This is a genomic window from Pseudarthrobacter sp. fls2-241-R2A-127, assembly GCF_030209355.1.
GTDB lineage: Bacteria > Actinomycetota > Actinomycetes > Actinomycetales > Micrococcaceae > Arthrobacter.
On record NZ_JARVSF010000013.1, the window covers coordinates 89069 to 112505 of the forward strand.

At 67.0% G+C, this 23437-nt stretch carries 22 protein-coding genes, 1 pseudogene and 1 riboswitch; of the genes and pseudogenes, 20 read left to right on the forward strand and 3 right to left on the reverse strand.

Annotated elements, in window-relative coordinates:
• The first annotated feature begins 204 nt into the window (after positions 1–204).
• Together smc and ftsY are read left to right on the forward strand one after the other, a co-directional pair.
• Entirely contained in the window at positions 205–3792 is a 3588-nt protein-coding gene (gene smc, locus QRN53_RS10665) for a chromosome segregation protein SMC (protein WP_285243984.1), read from the forward strand.
• Positions 3793–3875: 83 nt separating this feature from the next.
• Positions 3876–5081, forward strand: coding sequence for a signal recognition particle-docking protein FtsY (gene ftsY / locus QRN53_RS10670; protein ID WP_285243985.1), 1206 nt, complete (start codon positions 3876–3878; stop codon positions 5079–5081).
• Positions 5082–5145: 64 nt separating this feature from the next.
• Here ftsY and QRN53_RS10675 read toward each other — a convergent pair whose 3' ends face one another.
• Entirely contained in the window at positions 5146–6387 is a 1242-nt protein-coding gene (locus QRN53_RS10675; RefSeq protein ID WP_285243986.1) for an MFS transporter, read from the reverse strand.
• Positions 6388–6612: 225 nt separating this feature from the next.
• On the opposite strand from QRN53_RS10675, the gene QRN53_RS10680 reads away from it, so the two are divergent.
• Together QRN53_RS10680 and QRN53_RS10685 are read left to right on the forward strand one after the other, a co-directional pair.
• A complete protein-coding gene (locus tag QRN53_RS10680) occupies positions 6613–7968 on the forward strand; it encodes an ammonium transporter (protein ID WP_285243987.1) in 1356 nt (451 codons plus the stop codon).
• Positions 7965–8303: a P-II family nitrogen regulator gene (locus QRN53_RS10685; RefSeq protein WP_285243988.1), complete on the forward strand. Its 339-nt coding sequence runs from the start codon at positions 7965–7967 to the stop codon at positions 8301–8303. Before QRN53_RS10680 ends, QRN53_RS10685 begins: the two co-directional genes overlap by 4 nt.
• A gap of 113 nt (positions 8304–8416) precedes the next feature.
• Here the strand turns inward: QRN53_RS10685 and QRN53_RS10690 are convergent, their stop codons facing one another.
• Positions 8417–9835, reverse strand: coding sequence for a glucose-6-phosphate dehydrogenase (locus tag QRN53_RS10690; protein ID WP_285243989.1), 1419 nt, complete (start codon positions 9833–9835; stop codon positions 8417–8419).
• Positions 9836–9919: 84 nt separating this feature from the next.
• On the opposite strand from QRN53_RS10690, the gene ffh reads away from it, so the two are divergent.
• Together ffh and QRN53_RS10700 are read left to right on the forward strand one after the other, a co-directional pair.
• Entirely contained in the window at positions 9920–11503 is a 1584-nt protein-coding gene (gene ffh, locus QRN53_RS10695; RefSeq protein ID WP_285243990.1) for a signal recognition particle protein, read from the forward strand.
• 103 nt (positions 11504–11606) lie between these two features.
• Positions 11607–12341: an alpha/beta fold hydrolase gene (locus QRN53_RS10700; protein WP_285243991.1), complete on the forward strand. Its 735-nt coding sequence runs from the start codon at positions 11607–11609 to the stop codon at positions 12339–12341.
• Here the strand turns inward: QRN53_RS10700 and thiC are convergent.
• On the reverse strand, positions 12338–14161 hold the full coding sequence (gene thiC / locus QRN53_RS10705; RefSeq protein WP_502934840.1) for a phosphomethylpyrimidine synthase ThiC: 1824 nt from the start codon (positions 14159–14161) through the stop codon (positions 12338–12340). The two genes, QRN53_RS10700 and thiC, sit on opposite strands and share 4 nt — an antisense overlap.
• Positions 14157–14264: riboswitch (TPP riboswitch) on the reverse strand. (Overlaps the previous gene by 5 nt.)
• A gap of 80 nt (positions 14265–14344) precedes the next feature.
• Between thiC and QRN53_RS10710 the strand changes: the two genes are divergently transcribed.
• The 14 genes and pseudogenes from QRN53_RS10710 to QRN53_RS10775 all read left to right on the forward strand — a co-directional run.
• Positions 14345–15427, forward strand: a complete 1083-nt coding sequence (locus QRN53_RS10710) for an amidohydrolase family protein (protein ID WP_285243992.1) — start codon at positions 14345–14347, stop codon at positions 15425–15427.
• Positions 15428–15527: 100 nt separating this feature from the next.
• Positions 15528–16403 carry a VOC family protein gene (locus QRN53_RS10715; protein ID WP_285243993.1) on the forward strand — a complete coding sequence of 292 codons (876 nt, stop codon included), beginning with the start codon at positions 15528–15530 and terminating at the stop codon, positions 16401–16403.
• 163 nt (positions 16404–16566) lie between these two features.
• Complete coding sequence (locus QRN53_RS10720; protein ID WP_285243994.1) at positions 16567–17013, forward strand: hypothetical protein; 447 nt, start codon at positions 16567–16569, stop codon at positions 17011–17013.
• 219 nt (positions 17014–17232) lie between these two features.
• A complete protein-coding gene (gene rpsP, locus QRN53_RS10725; RefSeq protein WP_018768286.1) occupies positions 17233–17655 on the forward strand; it encodes a 30S ribosomal protein S16 in 423 nt (140 codons plus the stop codon).
• Position 17656: 1 nt separating this feature from the next.
• Positions 17657–17899 carry an RNA-binding protein gene (locus tag QRN53_RS10730; protein ID WP_018759999.1) on the forward strand — a complete coding sequence of 81 codons (243 nt, stop codon included), beginning with the start codon at positions 17657–17659 and terminating at the stop codon, positions 17897–17899.
• A gap of 104 nt (positions 17900–18003) precedes the next feature.
• The gene (gene rimM / locus QRN53_RS10735) at positions 18004–18552 is read left to right on the forward strand and encodes a ribosome maturation factor RimM (RefSeq protein ID WP_285243995.1); all 549 of its coding nucleotides are present in this window, start codon (positions 18004–18006) and stop codon (positions 18550–18552) included.
• Entirely contained in the window at positions 18553–19362 is an 810-nt protein-coding gene (gene trmD / locus QRN53_RS10740; RefSeq protein WP_285243996.1) for a tRNA (guanosine(37)-N1)-methyltransferase TrmD, read from the forward strand.
• Positions 19363–19609: 247 nt separating this feature from the next.
• Positions 19610–19969 carry a 50S ribosomal protein L19 gene (gene rplS, locus QRN53_RS10745; RefSeq protein ID WP_285243997.1) on the forward strand — a complete coding sequence of 120 codons (360 nt, stop codon included), beginning with the start codon at positions 19610–19612 and terminating at the stop codon, positions 19967–19969.
• 84 nt (positions 19970–20053) lie between these two features.
• Entirely contained in the window at positions 20054–20731 is a 678-nt protein-coding gene (lepB, locus tag QRN53_RS10750) for a signal peptidase I (RefSeq protein ID WP_285243998.1), read from the forward strand.
• Complete coding sequence (gene lepB / locus QRN53_RS10755) at positions 20732–21559, forward strand: signal peptidase I (protein ID WP_285243999.1); 828 nt, start codon at positions 20732–20734, stop codon at positions 21557–21559.
• Positions 21560–21561: 2 nt separating this feature from the next.
• Complete coding sequence (gene rnhB / locus QRN53_RS10760; RefSeq protein ID WP_285244000.1) at positions 21562–22350, forward strand: ribonuclease HII; 789 nt, start codon at positions 21562–21564, stop codon at positions 22348–22350.
• Between the two features lie 48 nt (positions 22351–22398).
• The gene (locus QRN53_RS10765; protein ID WP_018759992.1) at positions 22399–22725 is read left to right on the forward strand and encodes a DUF2469 domain-containing protein; all 327 of its coding nucleotides are present in this window, start codon (positions 22399–22401) and stop codon (positions 22723–22725) included.
• 102 nt (positions 22726–22827) lie between these two features.
• Positions 22828–23184 carry a YraN family protein gene (locus QRN53_RS10770; protein WP_285244001.1) on the forward strand — a complete coding sequence of 119 codons (357 nt, stop codon included), beginning with the start codon at positions 22828–22830 and terminating at the stop codon, positions 23182–23184.
• Positions 23184–23435: pseudogene (locus QRN53_RS10775) on the forward strand (magnesium chelatase domain-containing protein); the annotation flags it as partial. The gene QRN53_RS10770 and the pseudogene QRN53_RS10775, both read left to right, overlap by 1 nt.
• Positions 23436–23437 lie beyond the last annotated feature (2 nt).

Below are 23437 nucleotides of genomic sequence, written 5' to 3' on the forward strand. Positions count from 1 at the left end.
CCTGCAGCCACGCGGTGACTGTACCCACATCAGTGCAGGCCCAAGAGCTTAACTATGCCTTTGCAGCACCCGATCATGCATATTGGCCCGGGGAGCCGGCACCGGCCACGGAGTGCTGGACGGGAATTGTCGCCCCTGCGCAGTAGATTATAGGGAGCCGGTTCCAGCATCGTTCCCTACCCCCGCCAGGAGACCAGGAAAGCCTTGCACCTCAAAAGCCTCACCGTCCGGGGGTTCAAGTCCTTCGCGTCTGCCACCACCTTCGACTTCGAACCCGGCGTCACCGCCGTCGTGGGTCCCAACGGCTCCGGCAAGTCCAACGTGGTTGACGCCCTGGCCTGGGTGATGGGCGAGCAAGGGGCCAAGACCCTTCGGGGCGGCAAGATGGAGGATGTCATTTTCGCCGGGACGTCCGGCCGGCCGCCGCTGGGGCGCGCCCATGTGTCGCTGACCATCGACAACACCGATGGCGCCCTGCCCATCGAGTACAGCGAAGTGACCATCTCGCGGACCCTCTTCCGGACGGGCGGATCCGAGTATGCGATCAATGGTGCCGGGTGCCGGCTGCTGGATATCCAGGAATTGTTGTCCGACTCCGGGCTGGGCCGGGAAATGCACGTCATTGTGGGCCAGGGGCAGCTGGACCGGGTCCTGCACGCCACCCCGGAGGACCGGCGCGGCTTCATCGAGGAGGCCGCCGGCATCCTCAAGCACCGCAGGCGCAAGGAGCGGACCGTCCGCAAACTGGAGGCGATGCAGGCCAACCTCCAGCGGCTGACCGACCTCACCGGGGAGATCCGGCGCCAGCTCACGCCCCTCGGAAAGCAGGCGGAAGTGGCCCGCCGCGCCCAGCGGGTCCAGTTCGATGTCCGGGACGCCCGGGCACGCCTCCTTGCCGATGACCTTGTCCAGCTCCAGCAGGCCCTGGAACAGGATGTGGCCGACGAAGCCGCACTCAAAGCCCGCCGGACCGCCGTCGAACAGGAACTCGAAGCCGGCCGCAGGCAGCAGGCCGCGATGGAACAGCTGGCCGCGGAGGCCACGCCCCGGCTCAACGCCGCGCGCGACACCTGGTACCGGCTGTCCACCGCCAGGGAACGGCTCCGTTCCCTGGGCACATTGGCCACGGAACGAAGCCGCCTGCTGGGCTCCGACGACGCCCCGGCCCCTTCCGGGCGGGACCCGGAACAACTGGAACGCCAGGCCGCACGGGTGCGGCAGGAGCTGTCCGAACTCGAAGCGGACATTGTGCGCCGGCGCGGCGCCCTGGACGCCGCAAGCACCGCCAAAGCCGACGCCGAGCAGGCCGCGCGCGCCGAAGACCAGCGGCTCACCGCCCAGTTGAGGGCAGCCGCTGACCGCCGGGAAGGCCTGGCGCGCCTCGCAGGGCAGGTCGCGGCGGCACGGTCACGGGTTGAGTCGGCCCAGGCGGAGCTGGGCAGGCTCCGCGAATCCCTTGCCGCCGGCACCGAACGGCGCGCCAAGGCACAATCCGAATTCACGGCCCTGGAAAACCAGGTGGCGGGAGTGGAGGAGGGGGAAGAGTCCCTCGACGCCGAGTATGAGGCCGCCAGCGACGTGCTCGATGCGGTGCTGGGCGACATCGCCGGCCTCAAGAATGCCGTCAACGAAGGAATCCGCAAACGCGACGCCCTCGCCGCGCGCCTGGAAGCCCTGAAACTCGGCCTGGACCGCAAGGACGGTGCCCGGCACGCTCTGGAGGCCGGGCTCCCGGGCGTCCGGGGCAGCCTCGCGGCCGCGCTCACGGTGCAGGCCGGTTTCGAGGCGGCAATCGCGGCGGCGCTGGGCCAGTCGTCGGAGGCCATCCTGGTCCAGGACGCGGACACGGCGGCCGCGGTCCTGCAGGCCCTCAAGGACGACGACGGCGGCCGTGCGGCCCTGCTCCTCGCGTCCGCGGCCGAGGACCAGCCGCGGGACGCCCTGGACGTGGAGCTTCCGGACGGCGCCCGGTGGGCCGGCGGGCTGGTGGACGGCCCGGCGGTGGAGGTGTCCTTGGTCCGGCACCTGCTGGCGCAAACCGTGGTCGTCCCCGGCATGGATGGCGCGGCGGCGCTCGTGGCCACGCTGCCCGGCGTCACGGCGGTCACCCGGGAGGGGGATGTGTTTACCGCCGTCTCGGCGACCGGCGGGTCGGCGAAGGCGCCGTCGCTCCTGGAGGTCCGGGCGGCAGTGGACGACGCCGGGCGCGAACTGTCGGCGGTCACAGCGGACCTGGAGCGGAACAGGTTCGCCCTGGCCGCCGCCGAGGCCCGGCGCACCGCGGCGCAGGAGGACGCGGACGCGGCCCTGGAACGGCTGCACGAATCCGATGCCCGCCTCGCGGCCGTCGCCGAACGCCTGGGCCACCTCAACTCGGTCCTGCGCAGCGCCGTTGGCGAGAGCGGGCGGCTTGCTGCGTCCCTTGCCCGCGCCGAAGAGAACGTGGCCGCCGAGGAAGAGGCGCTCGCAGCCATCACCGCCCGCCTCGCGGCCGCCCAGGAAGCTCCCGTCGAGGCGGAACCCTCCACCGAACAGCGGGACGAGCTGGCGCACGCCGCCTCCGCAGCCCGCGCCGCCGAGGTTGAGGCCCGGTTGTCCCTGCGCAGCGCCGAGGAACAGCTGGCAGCCACTGGCAACCGGGCGGCCTCACTGGAACGCGCGGCCGCCACTGAACGCCGGGCCCGGGAGGAAGCGGCCGAACGCGCTCGCCGCCGCCGCATCCAGGCCCGGCGTGCCGCAGCCGTTTCCGCCGGGGTGGGGGTGGCCCTTGGCTACGTGGACGTCTCCGTGGAACTCGCGCGCCACGAACGCGACCTGGCAGAGGAGAACCGGGAGCTGAGGGACCGCGGACTCCGGGACATCCGGGAATCGAACGACGCCTTGGCCCGTGAACTTGCGGACCTGACTGACAATGTGCACCGCGACGAACTTGCCAGGGCCCAGCAGCGGGCCAGGATCGAGGCCGTTGAAGCACGTTCGGTGGACGAACTGGGCATCACGCCCGAGGCCTTGGTCGCTGAGTTCGGGCCGCACGTCCCGGTTCCGGTGCCTGCGGAGGAATCGGGCGACAAATGGGCTGCCCTGCGTGCTCCGGTCGATGCCGCCGGTGAGGAGATCCGGGACGGCAAACCCTACGTGCGCCAGGAACAGGAGAAACGGCTGCGGAAGGCCGAACGCGACCTCGCCAGCCTGGGCAAGGTGAACCCCCTGGCGCTTGAGGAATTCGCGGCGCTGGAGGAGCGGCACCAGTTCCTCAGCACGCAGCTGGAGGACCTGAAGGCGTCCCGCCGGGACCTGCTGGACATCATTAAAGAAGTGGACGACCGCGTCCAGCGTGTCTTCGCGGAAGCCTTCGAGGACACTCAGGCCCAGTTCGTCAGGGTTTTTGACCGGCTGTTCCCAGGGGGTGAGGGCCGCCTGGTCCTCACCGACCCCACTGACATGCTGACCACGGGCATCGACGTCGAGGCCCGCCCTGCCGGAAAAAAGATCAAACGGCTCTCCCTGCTCTCCGGCGGCGAACGCTCACTCACCGCGGTGGCCCTGCTGGTGGCCATCTTCAAGGCCCGGCCGTCTCCGTTCTACGTCATGGACGAGGTGGAGGCGGCGCTGGACGACACCAACCTGGGCCGCCTGATCACCATTTTCGAGGAACTCCGGGAGTCCAGCCAGCTGATCGTCATCACCCACCAAAAACGGACCATGGAGGTGGCGGACGCGCTCTACGGCGTCACCATGCGGGGCGACGGCGTGTCCACCGTGATCAGTCAGCGCCTCGGCGCCGAGGTGTAGCAGCCATACCAGGCGGCATCGGAGCAGGTCAGGTGCCCTGCCGGCGCCCGAACCGGGCGGACCGCGTATGAGAAGCTAGGGGAGTGAATGACATCCTTCCCATTGTCCTGTCCATCCTTGCTGCCCTGGTGGTCATCGGCGGGCTGATCCCGGTCCTGATCAAGACGCGGAGGAACATCACCCGGTACCCGGACACCCGGGACGCCAACGATCCTGCGGTCCGCTCCGGGGGCGGCACGGCAGTGCAGGACAGCACCGGCACCATCGAGCGGGGGGCACCCGGTGAGGCCGGCCCCGACCTTGTTGACACCACCACCGTCCCGGACGATGCAGCCGGACTCGAAACCATCCCGGTCGAAACCCCGCTGCCGGTCGCAGGGCGCCTCACCAGGCTGCGGGAGCGGCTGGTCCGCTCCAACAACATCATGGGCAAGGGCCTGCTGGCCCTCCTGTCCAGCGACCGGATCGACGAGAGCGTCTGGGACGAGGTAGAGGAAACACTCCTGCTCGCCGACCTGGGCACCGAACCGACCATGCAGCTGGTGGATGCACTCCGGGAGCGGGTCAAGGTGCTCGGCACCAGGACCCCCGAACACGTCAAGGCCATGCTCCGCGAAGAACTCATCAAGCTGGTCGATCCCACCATGGACCGCAGCCTGCATGTTGAGCGGCATGCGGACAAGCCGGCCGTCATGATGGTGGTGGGCGTCAACGGCGTCGGAAAGACCACCACCGTGGGCAAGCTGGCCCGGGTACTGGTGGCCGAGGACAAGGACGTCCTGCTGGGGGCGGCCGACACCTTCCGGGCCGCCGCCGCCGAGCAGCTGGCAACGTGGGGCCAGCGCGTTGGCGTCCCCACGGTCAAGTCCGACATCGACGGCGCGGACCCTGCGTCGGTCGCCTACGAAGCGGTGAAGGCCGGCATCGAGCAGGAAGTCGACGTCGTCATGATCGACACCGCGGGCCGCCTGCAGAACAAGGTGGGCCTGATGGACGAGCTGGGCAAGGTCAAGCGCGTAGTGGAGAAGCTGGCCGAAGTGGACGAGGTCCTGCTGGTCCTGGACGCAACCACCGGCCAGAACGGCCTGAACCAGGCGAGGGTCTTCTCCGAGGTGGTCAACATCACCGGCATCGTGCTGACCAAGCTTGACGGAACCGCCAAGGGCGGCATCGTCGTCGCCATCCAGAAGACGCTGGGCGTCCCCGTGAAGCTCATCGGACTGGGCGAAGGCGCGGACGACCTGGCTCCGTTCGACACCGAAGGCTTCGTCGACGCGCTGCTGAACTAGCTGCCCGCCCGACTGGCTCGCATTTGTTGTCGTTTTGAGCCCTCAAAATGACAACAAATGCGAGCTAGTTGGGTTTAACCCGGAGGGTTTCCCGGGTGGGCAGCCACCCGACGGCGGCCAGCAGCATCGTGGCGCCCGTGACCCCGAACGCCCAGCCGAATCCCAGTCCGTCCGCAAGCAGGCCCGCCGCGACCGGTCCAACGATCGCTCCGACGTCCGACGTCATCTGGTACACGGCCAGCACCTTGCCGCCGGAGCGTCCGCTGCCGATCACGTCCGCCACTGCGGCCTGCTGCGCGGGACCGAAAAGGCCGGATCCGACGCCGGCCAGCGTCGACGCCGCGAGGAACCAGGGCAGATCGTGGGTGATGCCGATCGACGCTGTTGACAGGCCGGCCACCACCAGCCCGGAAATCATCATGGGCTTTCGTCCCAGGGAGTCCGCCAGGCGCCCCGAGAAAGTCAGGGCGGCCGCGTTGCCCGCGGCGAACACTGCCAAGGCGAGGCCCGCCGCCTGCGGGCCCGCCCCGAACGCGGCCGCGGCGAACAAGGGGACAGTTGCCATCCGGACGCCGAAGGTGGCCCAACCGTTGGCAAAGCTGGACAGGAGCGCCGACCGGTACGTCCCGGCCGCCAGGGCATCGCCGAAGCGCATGTCCGGTGCGCGTTCCCGGACCTCGCCGGCGCCCTGGCGCTGATGGCTCAACTGGGTCTGCACCACGAACGCGGCCACGAGCAGGGCACCGGCGTACGCCAGGAACGGAACCCGAAGGCCCAGCCCGGCCAGCAGCCCGCCCACGATGGGGCCGCAGACGTTCCCGATCAGGAACGCCGATGCGTAGGCCCCGGAGACCCTGCCCCTGCTCTGGGGCGGCGCCAGCCTTATCACCAGGGCCATCGAGGCCACCGTGAACATCACTGACCCCGCCCCGCCCAGGCCCCGGAACAACAGCAGCTGCCAGTAGTCCTGGGCAAAGGCGCACGCTGCCGTGGACAGTGCCACGATCAGGAGCCCGGCAACGTAGACGGGCCGTTCGCCCCGCTTTCCGATCAGGGCGCCGCCGGCCGGAGCAAACGCCAGGCGCATGAACGCGAAGATCGCCACGATGACTGCCGCCTCCGTGTTTCCCACCCCAAAGGTTGTTGCGAATTGCGGCAATACGGGGGCAACAAGCCCGAATCCAAGGGCGATGAGGAACGCTGCGGCCAGCATCACCTTGATGTCCCGCGGAAGCTTCTCCCGTTGCGGCCTGATACGGGCCAAGATCCTTGCGGTGGCGCCGTTTACCGGGGGTGGTGCCGTCATGGTGCTGAAGTCCTTGCTGGAAAGGGAGCCGGGTGGCTGCGCGAGTGCGGAAACATAACCGTAACAAGGCGGATATGCACCATTTACTTCCTAGAGGTTGTTGTAACAGGCCCGCAATCTAAATCCTCCGCGGCCGAAACAAGCCAACGACACACTCGTTACAGGACGCAAAAAGGCGTTGGCAGGCGGACAAGTCCGCACCAAAAGCAAGAGAGGACGTAGGCCATGGAACTCACCGCAGGTCTCGTTTGGCTCCTGGTTGCGGCAGCACTCGTGCTGTTCATGACCCCGGGCCTGGCATTCTTTTATGGCGGCATGACGCGCGCCAAGTCGGCACTGAACATGATGATGATGAGCTTCGTCGCCATCGGCACGGTCGGTATCACGTGGGTGTTGTGGGGCGCCTCCATGTCCACGAGCAACGAGGACAACTTCTTCCAGATCTTCGCCAACCCGTTCAGCCACTTTGGCCTTCACAACTTCACGGATCCGGCAGACCTGCTGAAGGTAGGCTACGCCGCAACCTTCGCGATCATCACAGTCGCACTGATCTCCGGTGCCGTCGCTGACCGCGCCAAGTTCTCTGCCTGGGTGATCTTCACGCCGATCTGGGCCACGCTGGTCTACGCGCCGCTGGCGTTCATGGTGTGGGGCGGCGGCCTGTTCTCCAAGGACGGCTGGTTCGGCCAGACCTTCGCTCCGGTCATCGACTTCGCCGGAGGCACCGTGGTGCACATCAACGCCGGTGTTGCCGGCCTGGTGCTGGTGCTGATCATTGGCAACCGGAAGGGCTTCGGCAAGGACCCGAACCACCGCCCGCACAACATTCCGTTCGTCATGCTCGGTGCAGCCATCCTGTGGTTCGGCTGGTTCGGGTTCAACGCCGGCGCCGCCGCCACCGTGGAGCAGGCCGGCCTGATCTGGATCAACACCCTGGCAGCCCCGGCCGCCGCGATGCTGGGCTGGCTCGCCGTGGAACGCATCCGCGACGGACACCCCACCTCGCTTGGTGCCGCTTCAGGTGTGGTTGCCGGCCTGGTCGCCATCACCCCCGCCTGCGCCAACGTCTCACCGCTCGGTGCGATCGCCCTGGGCGTCGTCGCCGGCATCGCCTCGGCCCTGGCGGTCGGCCTGAAGTTCAAGCTCGGCTATGACGACTCACTGGATGTCGTGGGCGTCCACCTCGTCGCAGGTGTTATCGGAACCGTCGCCATCGGCTTCCTCGCCACCCCCGACCAGGGTGCAGCCGGCCTGTTCTACGGCGGCGGCGCCACCCAGCTGGTGGCCCAGGTCCTGGCAGCACTGTTCTCCATCGCCTTCACCGGGGTGATGACCCTGATCATCGCCTACCCGATCCACAAGGCCATGGGCTTCCGCATCTCCGAGCACCAGGAAATCGCCGGTGCAGACCTCAGCCTGCACGCCGAGACTGCCTACGAGTTCGGTGTCGGCGGCCACGGTGGCAGCTTCCAGCCGCTGCACGACATGGTGATGGGCAAGACCCAGGCGGACAACCGGGAATCCGCAACCGGAGCACAGAAGGCACAGCCGGCAACAGGCAAGGAAAGTGTGGGGGCATGAAACTGATCACTGCAATCGTCAGGCCGGAGAAGCTCGAAGCCATCCGGGAAGGACTGGAAGCCTACGGCGTGCAGGGGCTCACCGTAAGCGCGGCCAGCGGCTACGGACGCCAGCGCGGCTACACCGAGGTGTACCGCGGGGCCGAATACAATGTGGACCTTCTTCCCAAGATCCGCGTCGAAGTCCTGGCCACCGACGAACAGTCTGACGACATCCTGGACGTGATCATCGCCAGCTCCAACACCGGCCGGGCCGGGGACGGCAAGGTCTGGACCATCGACGTCCACGAAGCAGTGCGGGTCCGGACCGGAGAGCGCGGAGTAGCCGCCATCTAGGCGGGACGCACCGTTCCTGTGGTCAGGAACACCTGAACGCAGAACCACGGCGGGCGGGAACCGAAAGGGTTCCCGCCCGCCGTGAGTCGTTTAGGGCTGGTGCCGGGGCCCGGTCAGTCTCCGGTGCCCGCGCCGGTCCCGCGGTTGGTGGGCCAGGACGCCGGGCCGGCCGAACCGGCGTCGTACTCCTCCAACGGCACTTCATCCGCCGCCCACGCCTTGAGTACGGGTTCCACGATCCGCCAGCAGTCCTCCGCCGTGTCGCTGCGGACGGACAGCAACGGGTCTCCGGTCAGGACGCCCTCCAGCACTTCCCCGTACGGCAACAGGTCGGAGGCACTCAATTCCGCCTCCAGGGTGACCCGGCCCAGGCTGAAGATGTTCCCCGGGCCGTTGACGTCGACGTCGAACTCCAACGTGTCGGGACCAAACCCGATCCGCAGCTGGTTGGGGGAGTCCACCCCCGTGAAGCCCCGGGGCAGGTGGGGTACGGGCAGGAAGGTGACCACCGCTTCCTTGCGCTTATCGCCCAGCGCCTTCCCGGAGCGCAGGATGAACGGCACGCCCTGCCAGCGCCAGTTGTCGATGTCCACCTGGATCTCCCCAAGGGTCTCCGTTCCCCGGCCGGCGTCCACCCCCTCTTCCTTCACGTAGTCCGGGACGGCCTTTCCTGCAATTGATCCCGCCGTGTAGCGCGCCCTGCGGGTGGTGTCAGTAAACGGGGCGCGGACGCTGCTGGCCCGAAGCACGCTGGACACGGCGTCGCGGAGGTCCCGCTCGCCAATAGTTGCGGGCGGCTCGATCGCCATGAGGGCCATGACCTCCAGCAGGTGGCTCTGGATCATGTCGCGGAGGGCGCCGGCACCGTCGTAGTACCGGGCGCGGCCCTCGAGCGCCAGGTCCTCGTCGAAGAAGATCTCCACTTTCTCCACGTGCTGCCGGTTCCATACCGGCTCCAGGAAGTTGTTGGCAAACCGCAGGCCCAGGAGGTTGAGCACCGTCGCCTTGCCCAGGAAGTGGTCCACGCGGTGGATGTGGTCCTCCGGAACCAGGCGCGCCAGTGTGCGGTTCAAGGAGCGCGCCGATTCCTCGCTGGAGCCGAACGGCTTCTCCATGACCAGCCGGGTTCCCTCCGGAACCTCTTCCGGCTGGAGCGTTTCGCAAGCCTGCTGGCTGATGCGGGGCGGAAGCGCAAAGTAGACGGCCACAGGTCCTTTGAGCCCCGCCAGCAACGATGCCAGGGCCCCCTTGGCCGTGACATCCACCTGGTGGTACTCCGTCTCCTTCCTGATCGACTCGAGGGCTTCCTTGCCCGGCCCGTCCGCCGAGCCGGCTGCGGCGTCGAACGAAGACCGGACCCGCTCCTGCCACTGTTCCGGGGTCCACGGATCCGATCCGGCACCCAGCAGCCGGAGTCCTTCGGCACGCCCGGCCGCCGCCAGCCGGGCAAGGCCGGGAAGGAGGAGCCGGCCGGTGAGGTCGCCCGAGGCGCCGAGGATGAGCAAGGTTTGTACAGATGTTTGGCTCGTCATTTTGCCAGCATGCCATCTGACGTGGCTGACTTGATACCCTTGGTAGTCGAGTCCCGATCATCTCTTGAAAGAAGTTCACGGCGCGTGTTCAATTCACTCTCTGACCGGTTGACAGCAACCTTCAAAAATCTCCGCGGCAAGGGTCGCCTCACCGAGGCCGACGTCGATGCCACCGTCCGCGAGATCCGCCGGGCCCTGCTGGACGCAGACGTCGCCGTACCAGTGGTCCGCGAATTCACCGGAAAGGTCCGCGAACGTGCGCTCGGTGCCGAGGTTTCGGCCGCGCTGAATCCCAGCCAGCAGATCGTCAAGATCGTCAACGAGGAACTCCAGGAGATCCTTGGCGGCGAAACGCGGCGGATCCGGCTCGCCAAGAACGGTCCCACCATCATCATGCTGGCCGGCCTCCAGGGTGCGGGCAAGACCACCCTTGCCGGCAAGCTGTCCAAGTGGCTGAAGGCCCAAGGCCACAGCCCCATGCTGGTGGCCTGCGACCTGCAGCGTCCCAACGCCGTCACCCAGCTCCAGGTGGTTGGCCAGCGCGCCAACGTGCCCGTCTTCGCCCCGCACCCCGGCGCCACCTCCCAGGAGCTGGACCACCCGGCCGGCGACCCCGTCGCCGTAGCCCGTGCCGGTGTTGAGGAGGCGCGCCAGAAGCTTCACGACGTCGTCATCGTCGACACCGCCGGCCGCCTCGGCGTCGACGCCGACATGATGGAACAGGCCCGCCAGATCCGCCGCGCCATCGTCCCCAACGAAGTCCTCTTCGTGATCGACTCCATGATCGGCCAGGACGCCGTCAACACGGCGCTCGCCTTTGACGAAGGCGTGAACTTCACGGGCATCGTGCTCTCCAAGCTCGACGGCGACGCGCGCGGCGGTGCCGCGCTCTCGGTTGCGTCGGTCACCGGCAAGCCGGTCATGTTCGCCTCCACCGGCGAAGGCCTGGACGACTTTGAACTCTTCCACCCGGACCGGATGGCCTCGCGCATCCTGGACATGGGCGATATCCTCACGCTCATCGAACAGGCCGAAAAGGCCTGGGACAAGGATGAAGCTGCCCGGATGGCGAAGAAGTTCGCCGACCAGGAAGACTTCACCCTCGAGGACTTCCTCGCCCAGATGCAGCAAATCCGCAACATGGGCTCCATGAAGAAGATGCTCATGATGATGCCCGGTGCGCAGAACATCCGGCAGCAGCTGGAGCAGTTCGACGAGCGCGAAATCGACCGCGTCGAGGCCATTGTCCGGTCCATGACGCCGCACGAGCGCCTGGCCCCGAAGATCATCAACGGATCCCGCCGTGCGCGCATCGCCCGCGGCTCCGGCGTCCACGTCTCCGAGGTCAACGGCCTGCTGGAACGCTTCGCGCAGGCCCAGAAGATGATGAAGAAGATGGCCCAGGGCGGCATGCCTGGAATGCCCGGTATGCCGGGCATTCCCGGCGCCGGCGGAGGTGCGCGCAAGAACGCCAAGAACGCGCCGAAGAAGAAGGCGAAGTCCGGCAACCCCGCCAAGGCCGCACAGGAACGCAAGGAGGCCGAAGCCCGGCGCGCGAACGCTGGCAAGGCGCTGCCCACGGGTGCCGCGTTCGGCCAGCCGGGTGGCGACTTCGATCCGTCCCAGTTGAACCTCCCCAAGGGCTTCGACAAGTTCCTGGGCAAGTAGCAGTTTCACGTAATCAGGAAGCGCCGGGTGCCGTCTTGACCGTTCAAGACGACACCTGGCGCTTCTTCGTTGGGATGTCGGTGCCGTGGAATAGGGTTGGTTCATGTTCAAGCAGCGGGTAGTTTTCGTGCACGGCGCCGGTGCTTTCGGTGCCGCCGCGTGGCCCCGCCAGCACGGCATGGCGCTGTCCTTCGACGCTTTGTTCCTTCGCCGGCAGGGCTATGACGCCGTGGCGGAACCAGTGGAATCATCCTTTGCCGAGGACACCGCCATCGTGCTGCGGTCCTTGGCGGATGATGGCCGCGGCGCAGCCGGGGGACACGTGGTGGCACACTCGCAGGGAGCGATCCCCGCCATGATGGCCGCCGTCGAACGCCCCGACCTCGTCTATTCGCTGACCTTGGTGGAACCGGCGTGCCTCTCCCTGACCGCTGAACTGCCGGCCACGGCGGCACACATCAGCCTGATGAAGCCCCTCCTCGAGGTCCGCCACCAGCTCAGTGACGAGGACTTCCAGCGGGAGTTCGTCCGGCGGGTCTATGCCACGGACCTGCAGCAGCCTGCCACCACGGAGGAGAAGCGGTCCGCACGCCGGCTGCGGCTCCAGGTCCCGTCGTGGGAGGCGCCGCTGCACATTGTTCCCGGTGTCCCCACGTTGGTCCTGACCGGGGGCTGGGAGCCCTTGTACGAGGAAATTGCCGGTTACCTGAGGGAGACCGGCGCCCTGCACCGCGTTGCCGCGGGCGGGCACCGGCCCCATGACTCGGTGGAAGGCGACCGTGCCATCCGGCAGTTCATCAGCGAGGTCAGCCGGAGCCGGCCGGCCCGGGCCTCCTAGCTGCCGGCAGGCACCTGGAGTTCCGGCAGGTAGACCTTGCCGCCCGCGGCCAGGAATTCCTGGCTTTTTTCCCGCATCCCGGACGCCGCCTCGGTGAGCGCCGCCTGCGCCTCAGCCGAGCCGTATTCGTTCCGGATGTCCTGGCTGATCCGCATCGAGCAGAACTTGGGTCCGCACATGGAGCAGAAGTGTGCTGTCTTGGCGGGTTCGGCCGGCAACGTCTCGTCGTGGAACGCCTCCGCAGTCACCGGGTCCAGCGAGAGCGCGAACTGGTCGCGCCAGCGGAATTCGAACCGTGCCTTGGACAAAGCGTCGTCCCGTTTGTGCGCTCCCGGGTGGCCCTTGGCCAGGTCTGCTGCGTGGGCTGCGATCTTGTACGTGATGACGCCGGTCTTGACATCGTCTTTATTGGGCAGGCCCAGATGTTCCTTGGGCGTGACGTAGCAGAGCATGGCGGTGCCGTACCGGGCGATTTCGGTGGCCCCGATGGCCGAGGTGATGTGGTCGTAACCGGGCGCGACATCGGTCACCAGCGGGCCCAGCGTGTAGAACGGCGCACCCTTGCACAACTCCTGCTGCCGCTCCACGTTTTCCCGGACCAGGTGGAACGGCACATGGCCCGGGCCTTCCACCATCACCTGGACGTCGTACTCCCAGGCGCGCTGCGTCAGTTCGGCCAGCGTGTCCAGCTCGGCAAACTGGGCGGCGTCGTTGGCGTCCGCCGTGGAACCGGGGCGCAGGCCGTCCCCGAGGGAGAAGGCGACGTCGTACTTGGCGAAGATTTCGCAGAGTTCGTCGAAGTGCGTGTACAGGAAGTTCTCCTGGTGGTGGGCCAGGCACCAGCCGGCCATGATCGAGCCACCGCGCGAGACGATGCCCGTTACCCGGTCAGCCGTGAGCGGGACGTACCGCAGCAGGACGCCGGCGTGGATGGTCATGTAGTCCACGCCCTGCTCGCACTGCTCGATGACCGTGTCCCGGAAGATCTCCCAGGTCAGCGCGTTGGCCTCACCGTTGACCTTTTCCAGCGCCTGGTAGATCGGCACGGTTCCAATCGGGACGGGGGAATTGCGGATGATCCATTCCCGGGTGGTGTGGATGTCGTCCCCGGTGGACAGATCCATCACCGTGTCCGCGCCCCACTGGGTGGCCCACTGGAGCTTGTCCACTTCTTCGGCGATGGAGCTCGTCACCGCGGAATTGCCGATGTTGGCGTTGATTTTCACCAGGAAGGCCTTGCCGATGATCATCGGCTCCGACTCGGGGTGGTTGATGTTGTTCGGGATGATGGCCCGCCCGGCGGCAACTTCGCTCCGGACCAGTTCCACGTCGCAGTTCTCCCGCAGCGCCACGAAACGCATTTCCTGCGTGATGATGCCCTGCCGGGCGTAGTGCATTTGCGTCACCGTCCTCCCTTCGACGGCGCGGCGGGGCACCGGCCGGGCGCCCTTCCACTCCGCGGAGGCTGCGCCGCGGCGCACGGCCGAGCGGCCGTCGTCGAGCAGGTTGCGTTCCCGGCCGCTGTAGGCCTCGGTGTCCTCCCGCGCCTCGATCCATTCCGCGCGGAAGGGCTCCAGCCCGCGCACCGGATCGCTTCCCGGGCCCGCCGTCCGGTATGTCCGGAAGGGAGCATTCGGCCGCCCGTTCGGCGATGGCTCGAGGGCGATTTCAGTCACCGGGACCCGGATTCCGGCCGTTTCGTCCTCGACATAGGCGAGTGAATGGGACTTCAGTGACTGGGTCACGGGCTGTTCCGATGCGTCCCCGGGGCCGCCGGAGGTCAGCAGGGCAGGGTTCAACTGGGTGTTTTGCGTACTCAAGGGAATACTCACTTCCTTCGCCGGCATTACCCGGACAGGTTCAACGGTCGCAGGCTGCGTCAGCCCGATCTCAGCCCCTGCAAGGGCACCCGTGTGGTCAGCAACGAAGCTACCACAGCCCTCTGGAAGCCCGGTGTAACAATCGGTGATGCTAGCCTGACCGGGCAACGAAAGGATCCCCGGATGGCAGGAATCATTCACTTCCGCGGACCCGTGCTGGCTGCGCCGGACCGGGTGCGGCGCGGACTGTGGTCGGTGGACGGCAGGCTCACTTTCCATCGGCCCGCGCCACCGCCTGACCGGGTGCTTGACGGCTGGGTGCTGCCTGGGTTCGTCGACGCCCACGGCCACATCGGGTTGGGTCCGTCCGGTCCGGTGGAGGCCGCCGTGGCGCAGGAACAGGCACTTGCCGACCTCAACGCCGGCACGCTGCTGGTCCGGGATGCGGGCTCGCCGGCCGATACGCGATGGATGCAGGGCGGCAAGGAATTTCCGGTCCTGATCCGCGCGGGCAGGCACATTGCCAGGACCCGGCGCTACCTGCGCGGCTTCGCCCACGAAGTTGAACCCGAGGGCCTGGTTGAGGCGGTGCGCAAGCAGGCCCGGGACGGTGACGGCTGGGTCAAACTGGTGGGGGACTGGATCGACCGGGGCGTCGGCGACCTGGCACCCTCCTTTCCCGCCGCCGTCGTCCGGGACGCCGTCCGTGCGGCGCATGACGAAGGCGCCCGGGTGACCGCCCACTGCTTCGCCGAGGACACCCTGGACCAGATGCTCGATGCCGGCATCGACTGCATTGAGCACGCCACCGGGCTCCTGCCGCGGCACCTGCCCCGGTTCGCCGAACAGGGGGTGCCGATCGTGCCCACCCTCATCAACATCGCCACGTTTCCGGACATTGCCGCCCAGGCGGAGCCGAAGTTTCCACGGTACGCAGCCCACATGTGGTCCCTCTGGGAGCGGAGGCTGGAGCGGGTGGCGCAGGCCCATGCCGCCGGTGTGCGCATCTTCGCCGGCACCGACGCCGGAAGCGTCATCAGCCACGGCCGCATTGCGGACGAAATCCTCGCCCTGCACAGTGCCGGGCTCCCCATGGCTGCAGCCCTTGATGCGGCCTGTTGGGCAGCGCGTGCCTGGCTGGGGGCGGACGGCCTGGACGAGGGGGCCCGCGCCGACGTCGTCGTGTGCCGTGAGGATCCGCGGGCGGTCCCGGAGACCATCGGCAGGCTGGAACATGTCGTGCTCGGCGGCCGCATCATCTGCTGATTGAAAGTGCTGCCCGGGACTTGGAATAAATTGAAGCTTCAAGTAATTTTAATGTGTGACAGGCCGCCAACGGGACGGCCGCCAATGCAAGGAGCCTTCAATGACCGCATCAGCCAGCAGCCAGGATCTTCTTCCTGCCGACCTCGCCATGGGCACCGTGATGCTCAAGGTGGGGGACATGAAGGTCATGACCGACTACTACCAGCGCGCCCTGGGCCTGGAGGTGGTGGCCGAACAGGACGGCGGGCTGTACTTGGGCCGTCTTGGCCGCCCCTTGGTCCACTTGGCCCCGGCCCCCGGGCTGAACCTGCCCGGCAGGGGAGAGGCCGGCCTCTTCCATACCGCGCTGTTGTTTGAGGACCAGGCCTCCCTCGCCGCCACCATTGCCACCGCGGCGCAGTACGAGCCGATGTCCTTCACCGGCAGCGCCGACCACCTGGTCAGCGAAGCCTTCTACTTCACCGATCCGGAAGGCAACGGTATCGAGCTGTACTGGGACCGCCCGCGCAGCAACTGGTCCTGGAACGGGACGGACGTAGTGATGGACAGCCTCGCACTGCCCCCGCAGCGCTACCTGGAACAGCACCTAACGGAGGAATCCCTGGAAGGCCAGCGCGTGACGGCCGCAGGCGTGGGCCACGTCCACCTTCAGGTGGGAGACGTCCAGACGGCGCGCGACTTCTACGTGGGCACCCTCGGATTCGAAAAGACGGCGGGCTGGCACGGGCAGGCATTGTTCGTTTCCGCCGGCCGCTACCACCACCACATGGCCATGAACGTCTGGAACAGCCGCGGTGCCGGCCCCCGCAAGGACACCCTTGGGCTCGGCGAAGTCCTCATCGAAGTTCCGTCAGGGGACGACGTCGGCGCCTTGGCCGACCGCCTCAAGGTCGCCGGAGTGCCTGCCCACCACACCGGCGCCGAACTCCGGTTCGAGGATCCGTGGCGCAACCGGCTGCGGGTGGCCGTCCGCTGAACCGTCCTGACGGCGGAAGGCGGCCGGCCCTGCCGGCCCCCGTGGCCCCCGTGGCCCCCGCGCGTGCGCCGGCCGGTCCGCAGCTACTAGGCTGATTCCGTACGGCCGGGACGCAGGCAGCTCCCGGCGCGCAGTTCCGCCAACGGAAGAAGGGCTAACAGCCATGGGCTTCACCGAGATCTTTGTTGCCACCCATGACGCCGCGCTGAAACGCGCCGGCCTCCTTGATGCAGGGAGCGCGCCCGCGGCAACAGGTGGTCATGCCGTGCGGATCGAGGGGGTCAGCGACTTCGAAATCGAACAGCTCGGCGACCTCGCCGGGACCGCAGTGCACGCCGGCGGTGCCGACTATGAGCTGACCATGGTGGACGTGGCCAGCGACTCCCTCCTCGCAGTTCCCCCTGCCATGGTCCGGGCGCTCGCTGACCTCCTGTCCTACGAAACCGAAGGTGAGGGCAACGTCCTCGAAGACGTTGCCGAGCAGTGGGCTGCCCAGGACGACATGCCTTTCGGTGCGGCCCAGGCCCGGACCTATGTGGAGCAGCTCGCCACGCTCGCGGCCGGGCTGGACGACGCCGAGCGGACCGGGCTGTACGTCTGGTCCGCCTGACCGGAGCCGCAGGGTCCGGTCTCCTGCCGGCGGCGGCGCCCCGCGCCGCGACGCCAAGTCGAAATAAGCTCGCTGATCTGGCACAATGGACATGTACTCGATCCGCGTGGCCCCTCTCTCCGCGTCCGGATCCTGTCCTTTGAGCCCGCAAGTATGGCCCGCCCCACGGGTGCAGAAAGCCGGGTTCACCCCTTTTCTGAAACAGGAGTGACCACAAAAGTGGCCGTAAAGATTCGCCTTAAGCGCTTCGGCAAGATGCGCGCCCCGTACTACCGCATCGTCGTCGCGGACTCACGCACCAAGCGTGACGGCCGCGCCATCGAAGAGATCGGCAAGTACCACCCCACCGAAGAGCCCTCATTCATCGAGGTCAACTCCGAGCGTGCCCAGTACTGGCTGTCCGTCGGCGCCCAGCCGTCCGAGCAGGTTGCCGCCATCCTGAAGATCACCGGTGACTGGCAGAAGTTCAAGGGCCTCCCGGGCCAGGAAGGCACCCTCAAGACCAAGGTCGCGAAGGAAGCTTTCGTTGCTCCGGAGAAGGGTTCGGTCATCATCCCGGAAGCCATCACCAAGAAGGCCTCCAAGTCTGACGCTGCCGAGGCCCCGGCCGACGCCGAAGCTGAGACCACCGAGGCTGAGTAAATTGCTGGCAGAAGCGCTGGAGCACCTCGTCCGCGGAATCGTCGATTCCCCGGACGACGTCAAGGTCAGTTCGAAGAACAACCGCCGCGGGGACACCCTCGAGGTGCGGGTTCACCAGGATGACCTCGGACGGGTGATTGGCCGCCAGGGCCGCACGGCACGCGCACTGCGCACCGTGGTGGCAGCACTGGCCGGCGGCGAACCGGTCAGGGTCGACGTCGTCGACACCGACCGCCGCCGCTGAGCGCTCGGCAACTTTCAGTTTTTTGCTCCGGCCCCTCCACCATCAGGTGGAGGGGCCGGAGTGCTTTCACCCCACCACAATCACAACCCGGAACAGAGGAACAGATGCAGCTTCAGGTGGCGCGGATCGGCAAGCCGCACGGCATCCGCGGGGAAGTCACGGTCCAGGTGCTGACCGATGCCCCCGAAGACAGGTTTGTCCCCGGCACGGAGTTCGTCGTTGAACCTGCCTCCGCCGGCCCCTTGACGGTGAGCAGTGCGCGCTGGAACAAGGACATCCTGCTGCTGGGCTTCGAGGAAGTCACGGACCGCAACAGGGCCGAGACCCTCCGCGGTGCCAAGCTCTTCATCGGAACCGAGGAACTCGACGAGGATGACGACGACGAAGGCTGGTACGAGCACGAACTCGTCGGCCTCCAGGCGCGGGTGGGCTCACGGGTCGTGGGGAAGATAACAGCGCTTGCCACCATGCCTGTGCAGGACCTGTTGACCGTGACCACCCCGGACGGCGAAGAGATCCTCATCCCCTTCGTTGAGCAGATCGTGCCCGAGGTCAACATCGAGGAGGGGTTCGTCCTCCTCACCCCGCCGGACGGCCTCTTTGAAGTGAACGCCGACGACGCCGCGTCTCCGGAACCCGAAGGCAGGGAATAGATGCGGATCGACGTCGTCAGCATCTTCCCCGAATACCTTGCTCCGCTTGAGCTCTCGCTGATCGGCAAGGCCCGCCAGGACGGAATCCTGGACCTGCACGTCCACGACCTCCGCAGCTTCACCACGGACAAGCACCGTTCCGTGGACGACACTCCCTACGGCGGAGGTGCGGGAATGGTCATGAAGCCTGAGCCGTGGGCGCAAGCCCTGTCAGCGGTGGCCCAGGGCAATGCCGATCCGCAGCGCAAACCCGTCCTGATCGTTCCGTCTCCCGCCGGCGAGCGGTTCACGCAGGCACTCGCCTACGAACTGGCCGAGGAAGAACACCTCGCCTTCGCCTGCGGCCGCTATGAAGGCATAGACGAGCGGGTCATCGAGTGGGCGCAGGAGCACTTCACCGTCCGCCCCGTGAGCCTTGGCGACTACGTCCTCAACGGCGGGGAGGTGGCTGTCCTGGCCATGGTGGAGGCCATTGGCCGGCTGCTGCCCGGTGTGGTGGGCAACCCCGAGTCCCTGGTGGAGGAGTCCCACTCCGATGGCCTGCTGGAATATCCGGTCTACACCAAGCCGTCCGTGTGGCGGGACCGCGAGGTCCCGGCGGTCCTCCTCAGCGGAAACCACGGGAAGATTGCGCAGTGGCGCCGGCACGAGCAGTACCGCCGCACAGCCGAACGCCGCCCGGACCTCCTGGAGGCGTTTGACGCCGGTAATCTTCCGCGTGCCGACCGCACCGAACTGCACAACCTGGGGTACGACGTCGTCGCTGGAAGGTTGGCCCGCCGCCCTGGCCCGGCTCCGACGGAGCAGTAGCGGCCCCGGCTCCGGCGCGGAATTGGCGTAGCCCTTCCACTGTGGCAAAATTGACCTTTGTGTCTGCTGGGTCCGCACCTGCCACAGGGGGTAGCGCGGCCAACAGCCGGACAACCGGCCCCGTCAACCATTGAAGCGGCCGGACCACTTTACTTCGGCGGCAATAATCCGTCCGGCTTTCGGGCGGACGGACTTGCCTGCCGTGACCCAAAGTGAATGACCTGTGGCGTTCACCAGGAGTGCAACCATGCATATTCTCGATTCCCTCGACGCAGCTTCGCTGCGCAACGATGTTCCCGATTTCCGCGCGGGCGACACCCTCAAGGTCCACGTGAACATCATCGAAGGCAAGAACTCCCGTGTCCAGGTGTTCCAGGGCTTCGTCCTGGGCCGCCAGGGTGATGGCGTCCGCGAAACCTTCACCGTCCGCAAGGTTTCCTTCGGTGTCGGCGTGGAGCGTACCTTCCCGGTACACTCCCCGATCATCGAAAAGATCGAGGTCGTCACCAAGGGTGACGTCCGCCGCGCCAAGCTTTACTACATGCGCGCACTGCGCGGCAAGGCTGCGAAGATCAAGGAAAAGCGCGACTTCGCCACCGGCAAGTAAGCTCCTTTCGGACTTAGCACCAGGCTGGGACGCGGCCGTAGCCGGCAAGCGCCGGAGCAATCCACCAGCGCCAGGATACGGACCATGCACCAGACAAAACGCCAGCCCCGCACCATGGGCTGGCGTTTTGTGTTCCTGGCCCTGGTCCTGGCCGTCACCATCAGCGGCGTGGTGCGCTCCTTGTGGCTCGATGTCTACTACATTCCCTCGGAGTCCATGGAGCCGCTGCTCCAGGGCGGCGACCGGATCCTGGTCTCGCGCACGGATTTCCAGGCCGAGCCCATCAGGCGCGGAGACATCGTCGTCTTTGACGGACGCGGCACGTTCGCGCCGCTTGCGAGTGGCAAGGGGTCGCTGATGGACGCCGCCACCGGCCTCACCCAGTGGCTTGGCCTCACCGGAAGCGACACCACCTACGTCAAGCGGGTCATCGGGCTACCCGGAGATACCGTGATCTGCTGTGATGCAGGCGGCAAGGTAACCGTGAACGGCGTGCCGCTGGATGAGCCGTACATATTTCCGGGTGATGCCCCCAGCGCCCAAAAATTCAACTCCGTGGTCCCCGAGGGCAGGCTGTGGCTGATGGGTGACCACCGTTCGGTTTCCGCGGACTCGCGCAGCCTGCTGGGCGCCCCCGGCGGCGGCCTGGTTCCGCTGGAGCGCGTGATCGGCCGGCCGGTCCAGATCCTGTGGCCCCTTGATAGATTTGCTCCAGTAGCACGGCCGCCAGTGGTGGAGCCAACAACAAAGAACGGACCGTAAATGCCCGAGAACCCAGCGCGGAATCCTGAACCGCGCCATGACGGCGCCGCAGACAACCAGGCCGTTCCAGCCCCCGAAGAAGCCGTCGACGGTCCCGCAGCGGGCACGCCCTCCCACCGGAAAGGCCGGTCCGGATCCAAACCGGCCGGCAAGGCCACCGGCAACCCCTTGCTCGGGTGGCTCAAGGAAATTGCCACCGTCGTGGTCATCGCCGTGGTGCTGTCTTTCCTCATCAAGACCTTCCTGTTCCGGGCGTTCTTCATTCCGTCGGAGTCCATGGTGAATACGCTTGATGTGGACGACCGGATCTTCGTCAACCTCCTAGTCCCGGAACCGTTTGCGCTCAGCCGCGGGGATGTGGTGGTGTTCCGTGACACCAAGGGCTGGCTGCCGCCGGCAGCAGCCAAGACCCAGGGGCCGTTTACGTGGGTCCAGGATGGACTGACGTTTGTGGGACTGCTGCCGGACAATTCGGAGCAGCACCTGGTCAAGCGCGTCATCGGGCTCCCGGGCGACCACGTGGTGTGCTGCGACGCCGGCGGTAAACTGACCATTAACGGAACGCCGGTGGACGAGACGTATATCAACCCCGCCGAAGTTCCGCAGGTCCGCAACTTTGACGTCACCGTCCCGGAGGGCAAGGTGTGGGTGATGGGCGACAACCGGAACCATTCCGCCGATTCGCGGGCACACATGGAGAACGACGGCGGATTTATCGACCTCAAGGACCTCGAGGGCAAGGCCGCGGTCATCGCTTGGCCGCTGAACAGGATCAAGACCCTGGACAACTACCCCGACGTGTTCCGCAACGTACCGGCGCCCCGCTGACCATGCCCTCCGCCGCCCGCACCGCACCCGCAGGAACACCGCGCACCCGCGCAGGTGCCGCTCCGGCACGCGGGGCCAAGGCACCCACGCTGCGGCATGAGCGTACCTTCAAGGCCACGGGCGTACGGCTCCTGGCCGGCGTGGATGAGGTGGGCCGCGGTGCGCTTGCCGGGCCGGTCAGCGTGGGAATCGCCGTGGTGGACCTGGAGCGCCAAAAGTCCCTCGCGGGCGTGCGTGACAGCAAGCTCCTCAGCCCGGCGGAGCGGGAGCGGCTGGAACCGTTGGTGCGCCGCTGGAGCGTCGCCTCGGCAGTGGGCCACGCCACCGCCGCAGAGATCGATTCGCTCGGCATCATCGCAGCGTTGCGGCTGGCAGGAACCCGTGCCTGGGGGACCATCCTGGGCGACGGAATCATCCCGGAGGCGGTGCTGCTGGACGGAAGCCACAACTGGCTCTCCCCGGCTGGGCAGCCCTCCCTCTTCGACCAGCCCGTGGCCGAAGCCGCCTGCGACGCGCCCGTCCACACCAAGGTCAAGGCGGACATGCAGTGCCTGAGTGTGGCCGCCGCGAGCGTCATCGCCAAAGTGGAGCGGGACCGGATGATGCGCGAACTGCACCTCGAGTACCCGGATTACGGCTGGGACATCAACAAGGGTTACGCCACCGCAGCGCACCGGGACGTCCTCCGCGCAGCCGGACCCACGCCCTACCACCGGGTCAGCTGGCGGCTGCTCGGCGGCGAGCTGCAGGGCACCGAAACCCCCGGCGAAGACGCGCAGGACCAAGTCTGAATTTTCCCTTCGGCGCAAGCCCTGCCGGACATGGTGCAAGATGGAAGCATGAGTGCCGAGGATCTTGAGAACTACGAAACCGACATGGAGCTTCAGCTCTACCGTGAATACCGCGACGTCGTCGGCCTGTTCACCTACGTTGTCGAGACCGAACGGCGTTTCTACCTCGCCAACCATGTGGACCTGCAGGCCCGAAGCGCCGACGGCGAGGTCTACTTCGACCTGACCCTCCAGGACGCCTGGGTCTGGGACGTCTACCGCTCGGCCCGCTTCGTCAAGAGCGTCAGGGTCTTGACCTTCAAGGACGTCAACGTCGAAGAACTGCCGCGCAACGAGGAACTGGCCCTGCCCAAGGACGTGGACCTGGGCAACTAGCAGCTCCCCGACTTTCCCTCCACACAAAGGCCCTGTCCACATACGGCAGGGCCTTTCTGTGCTCCGCGGCCGGCCGCCTCCAAGCTGGGTGCGGAGGTAGAAATGAAATCGAAGGACCTGCTGGGCCGGCGCGGCGAAGACCTTGCCACCGGCTACCTTGAAACGCTGGGCATGCTCGTGGTGGAACGCAATTGGCGGTGCGCCGAGGGCGAGATCGATATCGTGGCCCTTGACGGTGACGCGCTGGTCATCGCTGAAGTCAAAACCCGCCGCTCCCTGGACTTCGGCCACCCTTTCGAGGCAGTAGGCCCGGAGAAGCTGGCACGCCTGCACCGGCTCGGTGCAGCCTGGTGCCGTGACCGGGAACTCCGAATGCCCTTGCGCCGCGTGGACGTTATCGCCGTGGTGGACGACGGCGGCGGCCACCCGGTGGTGGAGCACCTCAAGGGGGTGGGGTGATGGCCCTGGGCCGGACGTACTCCATCGCGCTGGTGGGCTTGAACGGCTATGTGGTTGAAGTCGAAGCCGACATCGGCCAGACGCTCCCGGCGTTCGTCATCCTGGGGCTGCCGGATGCGGCCCTGAACGAAGCCAAGGAACGGATCCGTTCGGCCGCGAAGAATTCCGGCATCCCGCTCAGCCGCCGGAAGATCACGGCCAACCTCATCCCGGCGTCACTGCCTAAACGCGGTTCGGGCTTCGACCTAGCAAA

What these genes read in the sequence shown, in the direction of transcription:
- QRN53_RS10675 (WP_285243986.1), bottom strand. Translation starts at nt 6,387, where the DNA reads ATGACGGCACCACCCCCGGTAAACGGCGCCACCGCAAGGATCTTGGCC.
- QRN53_RS10680 (WP_285243987.1), top strand. Translation starts at nt 6,613, where the DNA reads ATGGAACTCACCGCAGGTCTCGTTTGGCTCCTGGTTGCGGCAGCACTC.
- QRN53_RS10685 (WP_285243988.1), top strand. Translation starts at nt 7,965, where the DNA reads ATGAAACTGATCACTGCAATCGTCAGGCCGGAGAAGCTCGAAGCCATC.
- QRN53_RS10690 (WP_285243989.1), bottom strand. Translation starts at nt 9,835, where the DNA reads ATGACGAGCCAAACATCTGTACAAACCTTGCTCATCCTCGGCGCCTCG.
- QRN53_RS10700 (WP_285243991.1), top strand. Translation starts at nt 11,607, where the DNA reads ATGTTCAAGCAGCGGGTAGTTTTCGTGCACGGCGCCGGTGCTTTCGGT.
- QRN53_RS10710 (WP_285243992.1), top strand. Translation starts at nt 14,345, where the DNA reads ATGGCAGGAATCATTCACTTCCGCGGACCCGTGCTGGCTGCGCCGGAC.
- QRN53_RS10715 (WP_285243993.1), top strand. Translation starts at nt 15,528, where the DNA reads ATGACCGCATCAGCCAGCAGCCAGGATCTTCTTCCTGCCGACCTCGCC.
- QRN53_RS10720 (WP_285243994.1), top strand. Translation starts at nt 16,567, where the DNA reads ATGGGCTTCACCGAGATCTTTGTTGCCACCCATGACGCCGCGCTGAAA.
- rimM (WP_285243995.1), top strand. Translation starts at nt 18,004, where the DNA reads ATGCAGCTTCAGGTGGCGCGGATCGGCAAGCCGCACGGCATCCGCGGG.
- trmD (WP_285243996.1), top strand. Translation starts at nt 18,553, where the DNA reads ATGCGGATCGACGTCGTCAGCATCTTCCCCGAATACCTTGCTCCGCTT.
- rplS (WP_285243997.1), top strand. Translation starts at nt 19,610, where the DNA reads ATGCATATTCTCGATTCCCTCGACGCAGCTTCGCTGCGCAACGATGTT.
- lepB (WP_285243998.1), top strand. Translation starts at nt 20,054, where the DNA reads ATGCACCAGACAAAACGCCAGCCCCGCACCATGGGCTGGCGTTTTGTG.
- lepB (WP_285243999.1), top strand. Translation starts at nt 20,732, where the DNA reads ATGCCCGAGAACCCAGCGCGGAATCCTGAACCGCGCCATGACGGCGCC.
- rnhB (WP_285244000.1), top strand. Translation starts at nt 21,562, where the DNA reads ATGCCCTCCGCCGCCCGCACCGCACCCGCAGGAACACCGCGCACCCGC.
- QRN53_RS10765 (WP_018759992.1), top strand. Translation starts at nt 22,399, where the DNA reads ATGAGTGCCGAGGATCTTGAGAACTACGAAACCGACATGGAGCTTCAG.
- QRN53_RS10770 (WP_285244001.1), top strand. Translation starts at nt 22,828, where the DNA reads ATGAAATCGAAGGACCTGCTGGGCCGGCGCGGCGAAGACCTTGCCACC.